The sequence below is a fragment of the Photobacterium sp. 1_MG-2023 genome (genome assembly GCF_030547945.1).
Lineage (GTDB): Bacteria > Pseudomonadota > Gammaproteobacteria > Enterobacterales > Vibrionaceae > Photobacterium.
In genome coordinates, this window is record NZ_JAUORR010000024.1 from 1 (window position 1) to 19,806 (window position 19,806).

Annotated in this window: 17 protein-coding genes and 1 tRNA gene; 17 read left to right on the forward strand and 1 reads right to left on the reverse strand. The window is 52.6% G+C overall.

Annotated features, from left to right (window positions below; all coding sequences use genetic code 11):
* Window positions 1-76 (forward strand) — tRNA-Gly (locus Q4579_RS17750).
* An 881-nt stretch (window positions 77-957) separates the two neighbouring features.
* Here Q4579_RS17750 and queG read toward each other — a convergent pair.
* Window positions 958-2,085 carry a tRNA epoxyqueuosine(34) reductase QueG gene (gene queG, locus Q4579_RS17755; RefSeq protein ID WP_303566077.1) on the reverse strand — a complete coding sequence of 376 codons (1,128 nt, stop codon included), beginning with the start codon at window positions 2,083-2,085 and terminating at the stop codon, window positions 958-960.
* 177 nt (window positions 2,086-2,262) lie between these two features.
* Here queG and Q4579_RS17760 point away from each other — a divergent pair, with 177 nt between their 5' ends.
* The 16 genes from Q4579_RS17760 to priB all read left to right on the forward strand — a co-directional run bounded on the left by Q4579_RS17760 (window position 2,263) and on the right by priB (window position 19,802).
* Window positions 2,263-3,768 (forward strand): NAD(P)H-hydrate dehydratase, encoded by a 1,506-nt coding sequence (locus Q4579_RS17760; RefSeq protein ID WP_303566014.1) that lies wholly within the window; start codon window positions 2,263-2,265, stop codon window positions 3,766-3,768.
* A gap of 14 nt (window positions 3,769-3,782) precedes the next feature.
* Window positions 3,783-4,247 (forward strand): tRNA (adenosine(37)-N6)-threonylcarbamoyltransferase complex ATPase subunit type 1 TsaE, encoded by a 465-nt coding sequence (gene tsaE / locus Q4579_RS17765; protein WP_303566016.1) that lies wholly within the window; start codon window positions 3,783-3,785, stop codon window positions 4,245-4,247.
* A gap of 4 nt (window positions 4,248-4,251) precedes the next feature.
* The gene (locus tag Q4579_RS17770) at window positions 4,252-5,949 is read left to right on the forward strand and encodes an N-acetylmuramoyl-L-alanine amidase (protein ID WP_303566017.1); all 1,698 of its coding nucleotides are present in this window, start codon (window positions 4,252-4,254) and stop codon (window positions 5,947-5,949) included.
* A gap of 13 nt (window positions 5,950-5,962) precedes the next feature.
* Window positions 5,963-7,987 (forward strand): DNA mismatch repair endonuclease MutL, encoded by a 2,025-nt coding sequence (mutL, locus tag Q4579_RS17775; protein WP_303566018.1) that lies wholly within the window; start codon window positions 5,963-5,965, stop codon window positions 7,985-7,987.
* Window positions 7,980-8,915 carry a tRNA (adenosine(37)-N6)-dimethylallyltransferase MiaA gene (miaA, locus tag Q4579_RS17780; RefSeq protein WP_303566019.1) on the forward strand — a complete coding sequence of 312 codons (936 nt, stop codon included), beginning with the start codon at window positions 7,980-7,982 and terminating at the stop codon, window positions 8,913-8,915. The genes mutL and miaA overlap by 8 nt, the downstream gene beginning before the upstream one ends.
* 85 nt (window positions 8,916-9,000) lie before the next feature.
* Window positions 9,001-9,267: an RNA chaperone Hfq gene (gene hfq / locus Q4579_RS17785; RefSeq protein ID WP_211646900.1), complete on the forward strand. Its 267-nt coding sequence runs from the start codon at window positions 9,001-9,003 to the stop codon at window positions 9,265-9,267.
* A gap of 25 nt (window positions 9,268-9,292) precedes the next feature.
* Window positions 9,293-10,582 (forward strand): ribosome rescue GTPase HflX, encoded by a 1,290-nt coding sequence (gene hflX, locus Q4579_RS17790; protein ID WP_303566020.1) that lies wholly within the window; start codon window positions 9,293-9,295, stop codon window positions 10,580-10,582.
* A 56-nt stretch (window positions 10,583-10,638) separates the two neighbouring features.
* Window positions 10,639-11,796 carry an FtsH protease activity modulator HflK gene (gene hflK / locus Q4579_RS17795; protein ID WP_303566021.1) on the forward strand — a complete coding sequence of 386 codons (1,158 nt, stop codon included), beginning with the start codon at window positions 10,639-10,641 and terminating at the stop codon, window positions 11,794-11,796.
* Window positions 11,797-11,798: 2 nt separating this feature from the next.
* The gene (gene hflC / locus Q4579_RS17800) at window positions 11,799-12,794 is read left to right on the forward strand and encodes a protease modulator HflC (RefSeq protein WP_303566022.1); all 996 of its coding nucleotides are present in this window, start codon (window positions 11,799-11,801) and stop codon (window positions 12,792-12,794) included.
* A gap of 90 nt (window positions 12,795-12,884) precedes the next feature.
* Window positions 12,885-13,076: a DUF2065 domain-containing protein gene (locus Q4579_RS17805; protein WP_303566023.1), complete on the forward strand. Its 192-nt coding sequence runs from the start codon at window positions 12,885-12,887 to the stop codon at window positions 13,074-13,076.
* Window positions 13,077-13,199: 123 nt separating this feature from the next.
* A complete protein-coding gene (locus tag Q4579_RS17810) occupies window positions 13,200-14,498 on the forward strand; it encodes an adenylosuccinate synthase (RefSeq protein ID WP_303566024.1) in 1,299 nt (432 codons plus the stop codon).
* Between the two features lie 191 nt (window positions 14,499-14,689).
* Window positions 14,690-15,316, forward strand: coding sequence for a tetratricopeptide repeat protein (locus Q4579_RS17815; protein WP_303566025.1), 627 nt, complete (start codon window positions 14,690-14,692; stop codon window positions 15,314-15,316).
* Window positions 15,317-15,574: 258 nt separating this feature from the next.
* Window positions 15,575-18,127 (forward strand): ribonuclease R, encoded by a 2,553-nt coding sequence (gene rnr / locus Q4579_RS17820; RefSeq protein WP_303566026.1) that lies wholly within the window; start codon window positions 15,575-15,577, stop codon window positions 18,125-18,127.
* Entirely contained in the window at window positions 18,127-18,864 is a 738-nt protein-coding gene (rlmB, locus tag Q4579_RS17825) for a 23S rRNA (guanosine(2251)-2'-O)-methyltransferase RlmB (protein ID WP_303566027.1), read from the forward strand. The genes rnr and rlmB overlap by 1 nt, the downstream gene beginning before the upstream one ends.
* Window positions 18,865-19,105: 241 nt before the next feature.
* Window positions 19,106-19,492 (forward strand): 30S ribosomal protein S6, encoded by a 387-nt coding sequence (gene rpsF / locus Q4579_RS17830; RefSeq protein ID WP_303566028.1) that lies wholly within the window; start codon window positions 19,106-19,108, stop codon window positions 19,490-19,492.
* A 7-nt stretch (window positions 19,493-19,499) separates the two neighbouring features.
* On the forward strand, window positions 19,500-19,802 hold the full coding sequence (priB, locus tag Q4579_RS17835) for a primosomal replication protein N (RefSeq protein ID WP_303566029.1): 303 nt from the start codon (window positions 19,500-19,502) through the stop codon (window positions 19,800-19,802).
* The last annotated feature ends 4 nt before the right edge of the window (window positions 19,803-19,806 follow it).

The window sequence follows — 19,806 nt, forward strand, 5'->3', positions numbered from 1 at the left end:
GCGACACTAGCTCAGTTGGTAGAGCGCAACCTTGCCAAGGTTGAGGTCACGAGTTCGAACCTCGTGTGTCGCTCCAGATTTAAAGCTATCACCGTGTTGAACGGCGAAAGAAGATGCGACACTCACTCAGTTGGTCAAGCACAGCTTGCCGGGGTTGAGGTCACGCTGTTTCCTCGAAGATCAGGAAGCTCGTGTGTCGCTCCAAATTCCAGATTTGAAGAAAAAATCTGAAGATCAAAGCATTACTGTGAAGTAATGATCTTAGAGGCCAGTTGAACTTTGCCTCGTGAGGTTCAACAGGACGAAGTCCCAGCCGCCTCAGCTCTATGAGCAATATCAACATCATCCCAAATCAGAGAAACAGCCGTCAGGTTGTTTTTTTGTCTGAGAATAAGATGCTCTGTATTCCCATACTGAGAAGTATTGGCGACCATCAATGATGACAATCAAAGTTGCAGTGTAGAAATTTGAGCTACACTTGTGCTTTGTTGCACATCATCTTCCAAACATGGTGACTCTTGTTGAACTGCAAGTTTCTTTGAGAGAACCGGTCTAATCTGTTTCGTTGCATAACATGATGCACAGACTTATCCACATATCATGCCATGTGGATAAGTTGGTTGATGACATGTGTTGTCTGCTTGTGTATAACTCTGTGTGTTTCTAAAGATATCCCCACAATCCACTGATTGTAACATTTACCTGATTGCTGTAAGTGGTTGTTTTTTATTGGTTTAATTGGTCGTTTTCTAAAGTTGTAAACAGCCTGATCATATAGTGATCATCGTGAATAACATTATTTTAGAGATCCCTTGCGGCTTGTGTTTAATAACCACTGTTCAGAACCAAATTGGTGCAATTGAAATTTTTTTCCACATACAAGAAAAGCTGATCAGGATCGCGTTTTGTAGCCCGTGACTCTCCCTGAGGCTGAATCCGGGCTGTTTGGCGTGTGTGTCAGGCGTCGCGGGGCAGACCTTTTTCGACAATCCGAATCAGGCGCTTGGTTTTGGTTGGCAGCACCTCAACCGCTACGGCTTCACGTTTTGTTAGTTGCTGTGCGATAGCCCAGTCCAGGTGCTCATCCAGCATGGCATCTTGCCCTTGGCGTGAGATCAGGGCGTCCAGTAAGGCGGGGTCGTAGGGGGCATTGCCAATGGCAACGCTGAGGTTGCGCAGCCATTTCAGGTGGCCAATCCGCCGGATGGGGGATCCTTCCGTATTTTTCAGGAAGGTCGCTTCGTCCCATTGAAACAGCGTCAGCAGATCTTGCTGATAGAGTTGTGGCCGGCAGTGGTAGTCCTGCTCTTCTGTGATGTCTGATTCGCGATTGAAGGGGCACACCAGCTGGCAATCGTCACAGCCATAGATCCGGTTGCCCATGGCTTCGCGAAACGCTTCAGGAATTGGACCATCAAGTTCAATGGTGAGATAGGAGATGCAGCGACGGGCATCAATCACGCCTTCCGCCACAATCGCTTGTGTCGGACAACTGGTCATGCAGGCGACGCACTTGCCGCATTGGTTTGAAACCGGGCTGTCGACCGGTAAAGGTAAATCAATCAGCAGCTCACCCAGAAAAAACCAGGACCCTGCCGTTTCATTGAGAATCAGCGAATGTTTGCCTGTCCAGCCCAAACCGGCTTTCTCTGCCAGCGGGCGCTCCAGGATCGGGGCAGAATCCACGAATGGGCGATACCCAAAGGGACCGACGGCCTGTTCAATTTTCTGACCCAGTTTCTTAAGGCGGTTGCGAACCAGTTTGTGGTAATCCCGGCCCAGTGCATAGCGGCTGATATACGCCTTTTGCGGTTGCTTCAGTGTTTGGGCAAAACTGGCCTCCGGCGGCAGGTAATTCATCCGCACACTAATCACCCGGATAGTTCCCGGCAGTAATTCAGCCGGGCGGGCCCGCATCATGCCGTGGCGGGCCATCCAGTCCATTTCACCGTGGTATCCGGCGTCCAGCCAGCGCTGCAGTTGTGCCTCATGCTTCGACAAATCCACATCGCAGATCCCGACATGCTGAAAACCAAGGTCTTTTCCCCAGCGTTTGATGTCTTGTGCGAGTTGATGGAAGTCGATGGTCATGTCACAGCCGCTTGATGGATAAATCGGGGGCCGGAGTGTAGCACAGTTCAGACTGGGAAAAATAACCCGTTGCAGTGAAAAATAATGTAAGGGTCGTTGTGACTTTCTGCGCTTTTCGGCACTATTTTAGAGTATATGCCACAACTGTTGATGAGCGGAAAACCACAGATCATGACGCAGAACGCTTTACCTACTGTCGCTTATCGTGCAGCCCAGATCCGTCAGGGCGAGCAGATCGCTGCCCGACGGCTGGGCTGGCCGATGTACCGGTTGATGGAAAGTGCCGGTGCGGCTGTGTTTGAAGTGATCCGGGAAACGTATCCAGCTTTAAAGTCACTGTGCGTGTGCTGTGGCGGAGGTAATAACGGGGGAGACGGCTATATTGTCGCCCGGCTGGCGAAATTGCACGGGATGGATGTGGTGCTCTGGCAATTGGGTGATTCAGAGAATCTGAAAGGCGATGCTGCTGCCGCCCGCGATGCCTGGTTGGCCTGCGGTGGTCGGATTGAGTCACCAGAAGTGCAGATACCCGAGTCATCTGAAGTCATTCTTGATGCCATTCTCGGTACGGGTCTGACAGGAGCGGTCCGGCCTGATGCTGCCGCGCTGATCACCACAATCAATGCCGCCGGTAAACCTGTGGTGGCGGTAGATATTCCATCGGGCCTTTGTGCCGATACCGGGCGCTGTCTGGGAGAGACGGTACATGCTCGTCAAACCGTGACGCTCGTCGGGATGAAACAGGGGTTGCTGACCGGACAGGCTGCGCAATACCGGGGAGAGCTGAGGTATGCTGGACTCGGCGTGGCAGAAACGCTGAAGCAGATTGAGTCACCGGCAGCGTTGCGGATTGATTCGCAGGATATGTTGAACTGGCTGCCACCCCGATCGAAGATCGCACATAAAGGCAATTTTGGTCGCGTCCTATGTTTGGGAGGCGATCAGGGCATGGGCGGCGCAATTCGCCTGGCCGCAGAAGCCAGTGCCAGAAGTGGCGCAGGCCTGACAGCAGCGATAACACATACTGACAATGTATTGGCAATCCTGACCGCCAGACCTGAGATAATGACCCAAAGCTGGCAATCCGGATGTCCCGACGCAGAACAGAGGCTGACATCCAGATTGAACTGGGCGGATGTGATTGTGATGGGGCCCGGACTGGGGCAAAATTCGTGGGGCAGCGCACTCTTTGACCATCTCAAGCAGTTAAGAGACGATCAATCGCTGGTTCTGGATGCGGATGGATTGAACTTATTGGCTCAGTCGCCTGACTATAAAGACAACAGGATTCTGACGCCTCATCCAGGAGAAGCTGCGCGCTTACTCGGGCTAAGTGTGGCTGATATTGAAGCTGATCGTTTTGAAGCGGTGACAAGCCTGCAGCGCCGTTATGGCGGTGTGGTTGTGCTCAAAGGGGCTGGAACCCTGATTGATGATGGTCAGCAGCATTTCGTGTGTCTGGCCGGAAATCCGGGGATGGCCTCCGGTGGGATGGGAGATGTGCTGGCCGGACTTATTGGCGGCTTGCGTTCACAAGGGTTGACGCTGTCTGAGGCTGCGCGTGCTGGCGTATGGATTCACAGCCGCGCGGCTGATCTGGCTGCCGAAGCCGGAGAGCGAGGCTTGCTGGCAAGCGACCTCTTTGCGTATATTCGACAATTGATAAATCTAAGATAAAGACAACGACAACAATGCAGACATTGAAACTTGTGTTGGCCGATGAAGCGGCAACCGTGAATTTTGGTCAACAATTGGCGCAGGCTTGTGAGCGTCAGACCACCATCTACCTGCACGGCGACCTGGGTGCTGGCAAAACCACATTTTGCCGCGGTTTTATCCGTGCGCTTGGCCATCAGGGTAATGTGAAAAGCCCGACGTATACGCTGGTTGAACCTTATGAACTGCCGCCCTGGCAGGTATACCACTTCGACCTGTACCGGTTGGCGGATCCGGAAGAGCTGGAATTTATGGGGATTCGTGATTATTTCACCCCGGATGCCATCTGTCTGGTGGAATGGCCGGAAAAAGGGACCGGGCTGCTGCCTTCACCGGATCTGGATCTTGAGTTCCGTTACATTGATGAACACCGTGAGGTGGAAGTGACAGCCAATAATGGTTACGGCATGGCGTTAATTCAGACACTGGAGCAGAGTTGATTCAATGGGGTGGCGCAGAAGTTTTTCTTTATTGGTTTGGTTGGCCGGGGTAAGCAGTGGATCCGTTCTGGCGAATCAATTAGAAGGGATTCGTGTCTGGCCAGCCCCGGATGAAACCCGGGTCGTGTTGGACATGGAGGAAGAACCGACTTTCACCTATTTCACGCTGACCAAACCCAATCGTTTGGTCGTCGACTTAAAACAGACATCACTGAAAGCCTCGCTACCTGTTGTGGTGAAGGATAGTGACGTGCTGACAAAAATCCGCAGCAGCAGCGCACCGGAGAGCGGTACTTACCGGCTGGTGCTGGAGACTAAAACCGGCACGTCTCCGAACATATTTAAACTGGCACCCACGCCGGATGGCCATTACAGTCACCGATTGGTCGTCGATCTGCCGCATGCCGGAAAGCCGGAAAAGCCAGCGGTCTCTGAAACGAAATCACCGTCGAAACCTGTCAACAGCATCCATATGCCTTATGGCAGTGACGATATCATCGTGGCGATCGACGCCGGACATGGCGGTGAGGATCCGGGATCGATCGGTCCGACCCGTAAATACGAAAAAAATGTCACGCTGACCATTGCCAAGAAAGTGGCTGCTCGGATCAACGCGACGCCGGGTATGAAAGCGGTGATGACCCGTCGGGGAGACTATTTCGTCAATCTCAACAAACGGTCTGAGATTGCTCGTAAGAATAAAGCCCATTTGCTGGTATCCATTCATGCAGACGGTTTCCATAAGCCGCAGCCGCAGGGCGCGTCAGTCTGGGTGCTCAACACCCGTCGTGCCAACACTGAAATTGGTCGCTGGCTGGAGCAGCACGAGAAGCAGTCTGAGTTGCTGGGCGGCGGTGATGTCTTGTCCGGCGGGCAGGATGATCAGTACCTGAGTATGGCCGTGCTGGATCTGCAGTTCAGTCACTCCCAGAAAGAAGGCTATGATGTGGCGAGCCGTGTGCTGGGCGAGTTGGCCAAAGTGACGAAACTGCACAAATCGAAACCAGAGCACGCCAGTCTGGCGGTCCTTAAGTCGCCAGATATCCCGTCACTGCTGGTTGAAACCGGCTTTATCACGAATCCGAGAGAAGAGCGTTTGCTGAACAATCTCAGCCATCAGAACAAGATTTCGGATGCGGTTTACAAAGGGGTTCTGGCTTATTTCAACGAGAAGCCGCCGGAAGGCACATTATTTGCCGCACGAAAACACGGGATTCGGCACAAAGTTACCAGTGGGGAATCCCTGAGTGTGATTGCGGATAAATACCGGACCACGGTCGGTGCGATCCGCGGGATGAACCAACTGAGTTCCAATGTTGTGAAAGTGGGTCAGGTGCTGCGAATCCCTGCGGGTAACAGTGCACCAGCCGGGAGTGGAGGCGCTGTAACGTCCATCCTGACGCGCAATGTTGTGCATACCGTGCAGCGCGGTGAATTTTTGGGTAAGATTGCTGGCCAGTATCAGGTATCTGTCGGGACCATTCGTCAGGCCAATCGGCTCAGGTCAGATGAACTGGCGATTGGTCAGAAACTGAAAATCCCGGTAGAGCGCAAAATGGTTGAGCATACCGTTCGTCGGGGGGAGTTCCTCGGTAAGATTGCCTCCCATTACGGGGTCAGCGTCAGTAGTATCCGAGATGCAAATCAGCTACGCTCAGATACACTGGCCGTCGGCCAGAAACTCAAAATTCCTAGCAGTTAGTTGCAGAGCGATTATGCCGATTCAGATATTACCCGCCAGGCTTGCGAACCAGATTGCCGCCGGTGAAGTCGTGGAGCGTCCTGCCTCCGTGGTGAAAGAGCTGGTGGAAAACAGTCTGGATGCCGGGGCAACTAAAATTGAAATCGACATCGACAAAGGTGGCAGCCAGACGATCCGGATCCGCGATAATGGTCAGGGCATCGCGAAAGATGAACTGGAGCTGGCGCTCAGCCGTCATGCCACCTCGAAAATTGCGACGCTGGATGATCTGGAAGCCATTGCCAGCCTGGGATTTCGGGGTGAAGCACTCGCCAGTATCAGCTCTGTTTCCCGCCTGACGCTGACGTCCAGAACGGCGTCGCAGCAAGAAGCCTGGTCGGCGTATGCCGAAGGCCGGGATATGCAAGTACAGCTCAAACCCGCGGCACATCCGGTGGGAACGACACTTGAAGTCTTGGATCTGTTTTTCAACACCCCAGCCCGCCGGAAATTCTTACGCACAGAAAAAACCGAGTTCGCTCATATTGATGAGTTACTTAAACGCATCGCCTTAAGTCGGTTTGATGTCAGTATTTTGCTGCGCCATAATGGCAAGCTGATCCGACAGTACCGGGCCGCAGAAACTCAGGCTCAGCAGGAACGCCGTGTGGCTGCGGTATGCGGGCAGGGCTTTTTGCAGCATGCCATGTCACTGGAATTGAGTCATGGTGAGCTGCGGCTGTCTGGCTGGGTCTGCACCCCTCAGGGTGCACGGGCACAGAACGATATTCAGTACTGTTATGTCAACGGCCGGATGATGAAGGATAAGCTGATTAATCATGCGATCCGTCAGGCCTTTGAAGGTGCATTGCCGTCAGAGCAATATGCCGCCTATGTGCTCTATATCGATATTGATCCCCATCAGGTCGATGTGAATGTGCACCCGGCCAAACACGAAGTCCGGTTTCACCAGGCCCGTCTGGTCCATGATTTTATTTATCAGGGTGTCCAGAGTGCGTTACAGCAAAGTGAAGCCAGTGACGTGCAACGCTATGCGGCGCCGGAACGGGCCTCGGCCAGTGCTGCTTATCAGGTGCGTGAACCGGCCCCTGCGACGCGCACGGCCTCGAAAGCCATTGCCAACACACCAGCTTACCCCCGGCAGGCACCTGCACAGGATTGGCTGGCTCAGGATGCCCCTGAGCCAACGCATGCACCTCAGCCAGCAAGTCGCCGGGAAGCGAGGGACGCCCCCGTCACTACAGCGCCTCGGACACAAACAAGCAGCCGGACGCCACCTTCTCGCGCCTTTGGCCATGATTCGCCTTCCAAAGCGGAGGTGGCTGCGTATCAGTCACTGATGCAGACGCCGGAAGAAAGTGCGCCAAGTCATTCACCGCAGTCTGAAGCAAGCGTGAATGCCTGGCGAGATACACCGCCGGCCAAACCACGAACACCTGTGTTCAAGCAGCCTGTTCAGGCGTTGGGAAAAGCGCTGACCGTGGTGGCAGACCAGTATCTGCTTCTCAGTTATGGTGACGGGGTGGCTTTGCTGTCTCTGCCGGAAGCGGAACGTCTCCGGGCAAAAGGCCAACTGCGATTTGCCCGTCAGGACGGGTTGAAGCCCCAGCCTTTGTTGATCCCGCTGGCGATACCGGCTTCACAGGTGCAAATTCAGGTCGCTGAACAGCACCGCGACGTGTTGCAAAAGCTGGGAGTTCAGCTGCGCAGCAAAGGGCAGGATAAGCTGGTGGTTCTGGCCGTCAGCCAACCACTGCGGCAGCAAAATCTGCAGAATTTAATTCCCGCGATGCTCGGCAGGCTCGAAAAGCTGGCAGAAAGTGGTGATCAGCTCAGTGAAGATGAGTCCTGGGAATCGCTGCTCGACTGGCTTTCTGGGCAACTGGCCGCAGCACTCACGAGCTTCTCCCTATCTCAGGCTATCAGCCTGCTGGGTGAGCTGGAACAGCTATGGGGCCCAGCCCTGGAAACTTATTACTCCCGGTTGCTGCGTCCGGTTGACCTGCAGCCGGCTTTAGAAGCATTTCATCATGACTAAACCTCTTCCTCAGGCCATTTTTCTGATGGGGCCGACGGCCTCAGGTAAAACCGATCTGGCGATTCGCCTGCGGCAGCAATTGCCCGTTGAGATCATCAGTGTCGACTCGGCGCTGATCTACCGTGATATGGATATCGGTACGGCGAAACCGGATGCTGCGGAGCTGTCACAAGCCCCGCATCGGTTGATCAATATTCTGGATCCGGCAGAAAGTTATTCAGCCGCCGATTTTCGTGCCGATGCACTCAAAGAAATGGCAGATATTGTTCAGGCTGGTCGCATTCCTCTATTGGTGGGCGGCACAATGCTCTATTACAAAGCGTTGCTGGAAGGACTTTCACCATTACCACAGGCAGATCCGACCATTCGTGCTGAGATTGAGCAGGAAGCGATATCACGGGGATGGCAAGCTCTGCATGAAGAATTGCAACGGATAGATCCTGTCTCTGCGACACGGATCCATCCAAATGATCCCCAACGACTGTCACGGGCATTGGAAGTTTTCCGAATTTCAGGTAAAACTTTAACTGAGTTGACCCAAACGCAGGGGGAAACATTACCTTATCAGGTTCACCAATTTGCGATAACACCCAAGGATAGGGCTATCTTGCATCAACGGATCGAGCAGCGGTTTGACAAAATGATCACCGCAGGCTTTGAACAGGAAGTTCGAGCACTGTATGAGCGTGGGGATCTGCATCCGGATCTTCCGTCAGTTCGCTGTGTTGGATACCGCCAGATGTGGGATTACTTTGATGGGAACTGCACACTTGATGAAGCGATTTATCGTGGTATCTGTGCAACTCGTCAGTTAGCCAAGCGTCAAATTACCTGGCTTCGCAGCTGGAAAGATTTGGCCTGGTTGGATAGCAGTGATGTAGAGAAAGCGTTACAAACAGTCACAAACTCCGTTAGCCGTGAGGTTTGATTAACGTGTATACTCATCCTGCTTTGCGTATTGTTAATTTTGTTCATTGAAACATACAACTACAATCAAATAAGGAAAAGAAAGAATGGCTAAGGGGCAATCTCTACAAGACCCGTTTTTGAATGCGCTGCGTCGTGAAAGAATCCCGGTTTCTATTTACTTGGTCAATGGTATTAAGCTCCAGGGCCAGATTGAGTCATTTGACCAGTTCGTGATCCTGCTGAAAAACACGGTCAACCAGATGGTCTATAAGCACGCGATCTCGACTGTTGTGCCGGCTCGTCCGGTCAACCATCACCATTCCGGTGATCGTCAGTCCCCAGAACGTGGCCAGGAAAAAACAGAAGAATAAGATTCTTCGATAAGGAGTTGATTGCTTGTTTGACCGTTATGAAGCCGGTGAACAGGCAATTCTTGTTCATATCAACTTCACGCAAGAAGGGGAGTGGGAAGATCTCAGCGAGTTGGAAATGCTGGTCTCCTCGGCGGGAGTCAACACGCTGCGTGTGATTACAGGCAGCCGACAGGCTCCCCACCCTAAGTATTACGTGGGAGAAGGTAAAGCACAGGAAATTGCCGATGCGGTCAGAGCGGAGAACGCTGAGATCGTAATTTTCAACCATTCACTCTCGCCAGCCCAGGAGCGAAACCTGGAACGGCTGTGCAAATGCCGTGTTCTGGACAGAACCGGATTGATTCTGGACATCTTTGCTCAGCGCGCACGCACTCACGAAGGTAAGTTGCAGGTCGAGCTGGCACAGTTACGTCATATTTCTACCCGATTGATCCGCGGCTGGACCCACCTTGAGCGTCAGAAAGGGGGGATAGGTTTGCGTGGTCCGGGTGAAACTCAGTTGGAAACGGACCGCCGTTTACTGCGTGAACGAATTAAATCGATATTGCGTCGTCTGGACAAAGTCTCCAAGCAACGTGATCAGGGGCGTCGGGCCAGAAACCGGGCGGAAATTCCGACTTTGTCTCTGGTGGGGTATACCAACGCCGGGAAATCGACCCTGTTTAACCGGGTGACCGATGCCGGGGTTTATGCCGCGGATCAACTGTTTGCGACCTTGGATCCGACCCTGCGTAAAATCGAAGTGGACGATGTCGGCACCAGCATACTGGCAGATACGGTGGGCTTTATCCGCCACCTGCCGCATGATCTGGTGGCTGCCTTTAAGGCTACATTGAAGGAAACACAGGAAGCCACGCTGCTCTTGCATGTAGTGGATGCCAGTGACGAGCGTTACCGCGAGAATATCGACGCGGTCAACACTGTCCTGGAAGAAATTGATGCCCATGATGTACCGATGCTGGTCGTCATGAATAAGATCGATAATCTGGAAAACGCCGAGCCACGGATTGAACGTGACGAGGATGGCATTCCGCGCAGGGTTTGGGTATCTGCCCGTGATGGATTGGGGATCGACTTACTCTTTACGGCATTGACGGAGCGTCTGGCCGGCACCATGGTGACGCATACATTGCGTTTACCGCCTGCGGTCAGCGGGCGGTTTCGCAGTAAGTTTTACCAGTTAGGTGCGATTGTCCGTGAAGAGTACGAGCAAGATGGCTGTCTGATTCTGGATGTGCGTTTGCCGCTGGCAGAGTGGGCACGGCTGCAAAAAAGAGAGGAGCAGGGGCTGGATGACTTTATCCTGGCCTGATGGACTGCTAGAGTAATAAAAAAACTGTCGTCATATCATATTGATGGAGTTCTATAATGGCGTGGAATGAGCCTGGAAACAACGGTGGCCGCGATAAGGACCCTTGGGGGAACAATAATCGTGGTGGCCGTGATCAAGGGCCGCCTGATCTCGATGAAGTCTTTGCGAAGCTGAGTCGTAAGTTTGGTGGTATTTTTGGGAACAAGCGTGGACCTTCTAGCGGCGGCGGTGCTGTCGGCTTAGGGGTAATTGCTGTGATCGCAGCTGCGATCTGGGGATTCTCTGGTTTTTACACCGTCGGCGAAGCCGAGCGCGGTGTGGTGCTGCGATTTGGTAAATTCTATGAAATGGTTGATCCAGGTCTGAACTGGAAGCCGACTTTCATTGATGATGTTGAACTCGTGAACGTCCAGGCGATTCGCTCGCTGCGCAGCTCAGGTCTGATGCTGACAAAAGACGAGAACGTGCTGAAAGTTGAAATGGAAGTTCAGTATAAAGTTTCGGATGCGCAAAAGTATCTGTTTAGCGTGACCAACGCTGATGACAGTCTGCGTCAGGCCACGGATTCTGCCCTGCGTGCGGTGATTGGTGATTCCACCATGGATGAAGCATTGACTCGTGGCCGTCAGACCATTCGTGCAAATACTCAAACGGACATCGATAAAATTATCGATAAGTACGATATGGGGATCCTGGTCGTTGATGTGAACTTCCAGTCGGCACGTCCGCCGGAAGCAGTGAAAGACGCATTTGATGATGCGATTGCTGCCCGAGAGGATGAAGAGCGTTTTGTCCGTGAAGCGGAAGCTTACAGCAACGACATTCTGCCAAAAGCAACGGGTCGTGCTGAGCGTTTGAAGAAAGAAGCTGAAGGGTACACCGAGCGTGTCGTGAATGGTGCACTGGGTGAAGTCGCTCAGTTTGAGAAGCTCTTGCCAGAGTATCAGGCTGCAAAAGATGTCACGCGTACGCGTTTGTATCTGGATACCATGGAGCGTGTTTACAGCAACACGAGCAAAGTGATGGTGGATTCAAACGCGGGTGGCGGTAACTTGTTCTATCTGCCGCTGGATAAATTGATGAATCAGACGGAGCAGGGTAGCAAGAAGACAATACCGTCCAACACCTATGGTATTGAGCTTGAAAAGTCTGAAGAAGCATCGTCATCTTCGGTGGCACCTCGTGCTGACACTGGTCGTCAGGGGAGATATTAATTATGCGTAAGTTAATTATCCCGCTCGTGGTCATTCTCATCGCAGTGGTGTTGATGTCCGTCTTCGTGGTGAAGGAAGGTGAGCGTGGGATCGTGGTTCGCTTTGGCCGAATCATCAAAGATGACACATCCAATATGGCGCGTGTTTATGAGCCGGGTCTGCACTTTAAAGTGCCGGTGTTTGACCGGGTTCGTACCCTGGACTCCCGTATCCAAACCATGGATGATCAGGCCGACCGCTTTGTCACGTCTGAGAAAAAAGACGTGATCATTGACACCTATGTGAAGTGGCGGATTCTGGACTTCGGTCAGTACTATCTGGCAACGGGTGGCGGCAATACCGCGACTGCAGAAGGTCTGTTGAAGCGGAAAGTGGTTGACAGCCTGCGTGCTCAGATTGGTTCGAAAGAGATCAAACAGATCGTCTCCGGTCCGGATCGTGGCAACAGTGTTGATGTAGATGCGGCGCCTTCCGACGAGAGTGTCGCGATAGCTTCGGAAATTGTCGAAGAAGTAGCACCGAAGAAAGCACTGGAAGGTGAGCGAGACAAGATCATGGAAGATGTGCTGGCGGAAACGCAGATTAGTGCCCGTGATCTGGGCATTGAAGTGGTTGATTTCCGGATGAAGAAAATTAATTTGCCGGATGAAATCAGCGAATCCATCTACCGCCGGATGCGTGCCGAGCGTGAGTCGGTTGCCCGTAAGCACCGTTCTCAGGGCCGTGAAAAAGCTGAAGTTATTCGTGCGCAGTCCGAGCTGGAAGTTGCGAAGATTATTACTGAAGCAGAGCGTGTTGCCCGGATTCAGCGTGGTGATGCTGAAGCAAAAGCTGCAGATATTTACGCAACAGCATTCAACAAAGATCCGGAGTTCTACAACTTCCTACGTTCTCTGAAAGCCTATGAGAATAGCTTCAGCTCGAAACAGGATATTCTGGTTGTGGATCCGAACAGCGATTTCTTCAAGTACATGAAGGAGTCAAACAGCGTGAATTAACACCTGTTGGACTGAACTGAAAGACAAGGCTTCGGCCTTGTCTTTTTTTTGCCTGCGATTCGAGGGTGTTCCCATACAAGGAAATGAGAGATGACTGTATTTTGGCTTGCCTTCGGGCTGGTTCTGATTCTGGAAGGTCTGGGCCCTTTACTGGCACCCAGAGGCTGGCGCGAGATGGTGCGTCAGCTCAGTCAGCAAAATGACGTCAACCTGCGTCGGATGGGTGGCTGTTTAGTGGTCGCTGGTGTCGTGATTGCTTATATCATGTACAGCCGACTGTAAATCTTCACGAAAGGGATTCGTGAACCATGCCTTAGGAATTTTCTGGCTCATGGTCAAAAAATGACTGCAAGCAAAATTGGAAGGTGCTAGAATCCATTTTTAACTACTGATAGACGAAGAAAGATGGCAAACAATGTAGTCGTTCTCGGCACCCAGTGGGGTGACGAAGGTAAGGGCAAGATCGTTGATCTGCTGACTGAAGATGCACAGTATGTAGTTCGCTACCAAGGTGGCCATAACGCGGGTCATACCCTTGTCATTGACGGTGAAAAAACTGTCCTGCACTTAATCCCTTCAGGCATTCTGCGTAACAACGTGAAATGCATTATCGGTAACGGTGTCGTCCTTTCTCCAGATGCACTGCTAAAAGAAATGGAACCACTGGAAGCCCGTGGTATTCCGGTTCGCGAGCGTCTATTCCTGTCAGAAGCTTGTCCGCTAATTCTTCCGTACCACATTGCTCTGGATCAGGCGCGTGAACTGGCGCGTGGTAAGAAAGCGATTGGTACCACTGGTCGTGGTATCGGCCCTGCCTATGAAGATAAAGTCGCACGTCGTGGCCTGCGTGTTGGCGACCTGTTCGACAAAGAAGCATTTGCCGAGAAGCTTAAGGAAGTCATGGCTTACCATAACTTCCAGCTGGAGCACTATTTTAATGCTGAGCCTGTCAGTTACGACGAAGTGCTGGAAAATGTCATGGCTCAGGCTGACATTCTGACTTCGATGGTCATTGATGTGACTCAGGAGCTGGATGATGCGCGTAAGCGTGGTGACAAGATCATGTTCGAAGGTGCTCAGGGCACGCTGCTGGACATCGACCACGGGACTTACCCGTACGTGACGTCTTCAAACACCACAGCTGGTGGTGTTGCTCCTGGCTCTGGTTTCGGTCCGCGTTACCTGGGCTACATTCTGGGTATTGCGAAAGCTTACTGTACTCGTGTGGGTGCTGGCCCATTCCCGACCGAGCTGGATGACGCGATTGGTGAGCATCTGGGCGTGAAAGGAAACGAGTTTGGTGCGACCACAGGTCGTAAACGTCGTTGTGGCTGGTTTGATGCGGTTGCGATGCGTCGCGCGGTTCAAATCAACTCCGTAACGGGTTTCTGTCTGACCAAGCTGGACGTGCTGGATGGTCTGGAAGAACTCAAGATCTGTACTGGCTACAAAATGCCTGACGGTAAGATCCTGACTGTTTCTCCAATGGCTGCGGATGCATTTGAAAACATCGAGCCAATCTATGAAACCATGCCGGGCTGGAATGAAAATACTTTCGGTGTGAAAACACTGGATGAGTTGCCACAGGCAGCGCTGAATTACATTGCACGTCTGGAAGAACTGACGGGTGTGCCAATTGATCTGATTTCAACGGGCCCAGACCGTAACGAGACGATTATCAAGGTTCACCCATACGCGGGCTAATCGCCCTGTGAGTTGACCTGATGCTCAAAAGCCAACCGAAAGGTTGGCTTTTTGTTTTCCGCTTTCTTAAATTTTGTCTAAAGTCTGATGCATGCCAGCCGATAGACTTCATACTGCCGTCAGACCCTCAGTCGTACAGAACCGAGGCTGCGGCAGTGTCGTCTGATGTATCAATCAATAGAGAGAGCGGGATGTTTCTGCGAGCAGTGGTGCTTTCAGCCTGTCTGGCAGTGTTGCCAGCGCAAGCGATTACAGATGTTGGGGATGCTGTGCCTTTGTACTCAGAGGCGGAATTGATCCATCTGTTTGAAGGCAACCAGCAGTTGCAGCGCGTCAGAGCGGATGACTGCCAGCTGGTTCAGGACATTGAAGCCCGTGCCGAACGGGTTGAGTCGCCTGCTTATCAATTTCTGTATGGCGATATGCTGGCCTGGGGGGTCTGCGTGAGCCGGGATGTTGATCTGGGCCTGTATTACATGGAAACGGCCGCGCGTCAGGGACTGCCGTCCGCACTGGAGCAGCTGGGTCGCTATTACGCCAGAGGCACGCTGGTACAGCAGGATCAGGAACGAGCGATTCCTTATCTGCGTGAAGCGGCATCGATGGGCGATTTACGCGCTCGGATTCAGCTGGCAGAGCTGTTGCTGAACGATTTTGGCAGCCCGAGAGATTATGAAGATGCCTACCGCTGGCTGTATCAGACCGCCACGGCAGATCGTCAGGTACATCAAAAGATCACCAAGCTTCGTGGCCGTTTAGAGCAGCGGATGCCTTCAAATGTCATCGCTCGCGCCAAACGTCGCGAAAGCTTCTGGTAACCTTCCTCTGACCGCAGCAGATGATGGCTGCGGTATCTTTTCAGGCAGTTAGCGCTTAGAATGTGATCTGAGCGGCACTCTTTTTGTCGCGTAGCCGAGGCTGCCAGATACCGGCAGCACGCCAGAAAATCGTGCAAGTGACTGATTTTCTCGCAGACAACGAATTCTTTTATTGGAGTGGATCTTGATCTGCTCCCCACTAATTAATGACGGCAGGGATATACTTAAGGTTATCTGGCTGCCAATACGGATGATTTTATGTCCAAAGGTACAACTGATTTACCTGTCGATCCTTTCCGTGAGCGGGAAGCTCAAAATTACGAAAACCCAATTCCAAGCCGCGAATTTATTCTGGAAGTGATTCGTGGCTTCAGTACGCCGGTGAACCGGGATCAGCTGTTTGCTGAAATGAAGTTATCAGGCGAAGACCAGTATGAAGGGCTGCGTCGCCGTTTACGGGCGATGGAGCGTGATGGTCAGCTGGTTTATACCCGACGCCAGTGTTATGCCCTGCCGGAGCGACTGGATCTGATCAAAGGCCATGTGATTGGCCATAAAGATGGGTTTGGATTCCTGCGTCCGGAAGGCAGCGGAATGGCCCGTCAGGATGATTTATTGCTGCCGCAGCATCAGATGCGTGGCGTGATCCATGGGGACTACGTTCTGGTTCAGGTGGCTGGCGTAGATAAGCGCGGCCGTCGGGAAGGACGGGTTGTCCGCGTGTTGCAGGAAAACAGCGGCCAGATTGTCGGCCGCTATTTTATTGAAGACGGGATGGGCTTTGTGGTGCCGGATGATTCGCGCATCGCACAAGATATCGTGATCCCGCAGGATGCCCGGATGGGTGCCCGGATGGGGAACGTGGTGGTGGTTGAAATCACCCAGCGGGCGACTCGTCAGTACAATGCGGTTGGTAAGATTGTTGAAGTCCTGGGCGAGAATATGGCGCCGGGGATGGAAATTGACATTGCATTGCGCACCTATGATATTCCGCATGTCTGGCCGCACGAAGTCGAGAAACAGGTGTCGACACTGAGCGAAGAAGTGCCGGAAGAGGCCAAAAAAGGCCGGGTTGATCTGCGTGATTTGCCGCTGGTCACCATTGACGGTGAAGACGCCCGCGACTTTGATGATGCCGTCTACTGTGAGAAGAAAAAATCCGGTGGCTGGCGTCTGTGGGTTGCCATTGCGGATGTCAGCTATTACGTGCGTCCGGATTCAGCCCTGGATAAAGAAGCGATTCAGCGCGGAAACTCAGTTTATTTCCCGTCTCAGGTGATTCCGATGTTACCTGAGGTGTTGTCGAACGGCCTGTGCTCCCTCAACCCACAGGTCGACCGGTTGTGCATGGTATGCGAGATGACGATTTCTGCATCGGGTAAGCTGTCGGGTTACAAGCATTACGAAGCCGTGATGAATTCTCATGCGCGCCTGACGTATACCAAGGTCAGTAAGATGCTGGAAGGTGATGAAGATCTGCGCCAGCGTTATGCGCCTTTGGTTCCGCACCTGGAAGAGCTGCACAATATGTACAAGGTGCTCAAGCAGTCGCGGGAAGAGCGTGGTGCGATTGAGTTTGAAACCGTAGAGACGCAATTCATCTTCAATGCGGACCGGAAAATTGATCGTATTGTGCCCACCGAGCGGAACGACGCCCACAAGATCATCGAAGAATGTATGATCCTGGCCAATGTGGCCTCGGCTAAGCTGGTGGAAAAAGCCAAAGAGCCTGCACTGTACCGTGTACACGATACTCCGGGCGAAGAGCGCCTGACCGGATTCCGGGATTTTCTGGGCGAACTGGGTCTGAACCTGACCGGCGGACTGACGCCAGCACCAAGCGATTACGCGCATCTGGCCGCTGCCATTCAGAACCGTCTGGATAAAGAACTGATTCAAACCATGCTGCTGCGTTCGATGAAGCAGGCGGTTTATCAGGCAGACAACATCGGTCACTTTGGTCTGGCGCTGAATTCATACGCCCACTTTACCTCACCCATCCGCCGTTATCCGGATCTGGCGTTGCATCGTGCAATCAAATATTTGATTGCGAAAGAAAACGGCACGAATAAAGATCGCTGGACACCGACCGGCGGCTATCATTATTCCTTTGATGATATGGATGTGCTGGGCGAACAGTGCTCCATGACAGAGCGCCGAGCTGATGATGCAACCCGCGATGTGGCCGATTGGCTCAAGTGTGAATATATGCAGGACCACGTCGGTGATGAATTTGACGGGGTGATCGCCAATGTGACCGGCTTTGGTTTCTTTGTGCGGCTCAATGAGCTGAACATTGATGGCCTGGTGCATATTTCGAATCTGGATAATGACTACTATCAGTTTGATCCGATTGGTCAGCGCCTGGTGGGGGATGCATCCGGGAAGATCTATCGTCTGGGTGATGCCGTACAAGTGAAGGTGGCGGCCATCAACCTCAACGATCGCCAGATTGATTTTGAACTGGTGGGCGGTGGCCGACAAGTTCGCCGGAAAGGCAAAACAGCTCAGACCCGAGAGAAGCAACAGCGGATGCGGAAAGCAGAAGGGTTGAAGCGTCAGAACCTGAAAGTATTCCGGGTCGAAGACGGTGAAGCCCAGCAGGAGCACCGGACGGAAGCAAAAAAAGAGCGTAGCTCCGTGCGTCAGCAACTGAAATCGGGTATGGTGCCGCGGCCGGACAGTGAAGACGGCAAGAAAGACAAGAAAGATAAGAAAGACAAGAAAAAAGATAAGGCGAAAAAGAAATCGGTCAAAGCGCGCAAGCAGCGGGCCGGTAAGAAAGAACGAGCGGCGAAGAAGAACAAATAATGCGTAATGATATGATTTTCGGCATTCATGCCGTGAGCGCAGTGCTGGGTTCCGACCCGGCACGTTTCATTGAAGTCTTTGTGCTGAAAGGCCGTCAGGACGAGCGTTTGCTGCCGCTGCTCAATGAGCTGCAGCGTTTGGGCGTGACGATTCAGCAAACGGGCCGTAAAGCGTTGGATGACAAAGCCGATGGTGGCAGCCATCAGGGGATTGTGGCCCGTGTGAAGCCGGGTAAGCAGTACAACGAAAACGATCTGGATGACATTGTGTCTCAGGGCGAGAATCCGTTATTACTGGTGCTGGACGGCGTGACCGATCCTCACAACCTTGGCGCCTGCCTGCGTAATGCAGATGCTGCCGGTGTTGCCGCCGTGATTGTGCCCAAAGATCGGGCTGCACAACTGAACGCTACCGCCTCGAAAGTTGCCTGTGGTGCGGCAGAAGTGGTGCCTTTGATTCGGGTGACGAATCTGGCTCGTACCCTGCGGGCGCTGCAGGAAAAAGGCGTCTGGGTTGTCGGAACCGCCGGTGAAGCGACGCATGATGTGTTTCAGAGCAAACTGACCGGTCCATTAGCCATTGTGATGGGTGCTGAAGGGGAAGGCATGCGTCGTCTGACTCGTGAGACCTGTGACGATCTGATTAAAATCCCGATGGCTGGTTCTGTCTCCAGTCTGAATGTTTCCGTGGCGACCGGCATCTGCCTGTTTGAGGCCGTGCGACAGCGTCAGGGATAAGCGAATCTCAGTGCACGCCGTGCCTGACTGCCAGCTGAAGCGCCACCCAATTGGGTGGCGTTTTCTATGGGATAGAAAAAGATCGCTGATTGGTGCTCGGCAGCCACAGTTTTAGTTGCGCTTGTCGGTGTAATTCTGTACTATCTCGCGCCTAAATTCTCGGTTTTATACCCTTAGTTCCTTGCTTCCCCAGGATAACCGAGCCGAACAGGGAAGCTGAATAATCCGTAAGGAGCAACAAATGCGTCATTACGAAATCGTATTTATGGTGCACCCTGATCAAAGCGAGCAAGTTGCTGGCATGATCGAGCGTTACACTGGTGCTATCAAAGATTCTGGCGGTCAGATCCACCGTCTGGAAGATTGGGGCCGTCGTCAACTGGCTTACCCAATCAACAAACTGCACAAAGCTCACTACGTTCTGATGAACGCTGAAGCAGAGCAGTCTGTTATCGACGAGCTGGAGTCTAACTTCCGCTTCAACGACGCAGTGATCCGTAACATGATCATGCGCACTAAAGGCGCTATCACTGAGCCATCTCCAATGATGAAGGCTAAAGAAGAGCGTGCCCCACGTCGTGAAGAGCGTGCAGAAGCACAATCTGAAGACGAAGCTGCAGCTGAGTAATCATTGAATGACCAATCGTCTGGAGTTGTCTGGCACCATTGCCAAGCATCCCAAACGAAGTCAGTCCCCGGCCGGCGTACCTCATTGTCACTTTGTGCTTGAGCATCGTTCCAGTCAGGTGGAAGCGGGCTTACCCCGTCAGGTGTATTGTTACATCAACGTGGTAGTCAGCGGCAAAGGTCAGCAAATACTCACTCAAGATTTAGCTGTCGGAAGCAGCATTAAAGCCGGGGGATTCATCTCGTGGCAAACCGGCCGGAATGGCATTGGTAAGTTAGTGTTGCACGCCGATCACATTGAAAAAATTTAGTTCA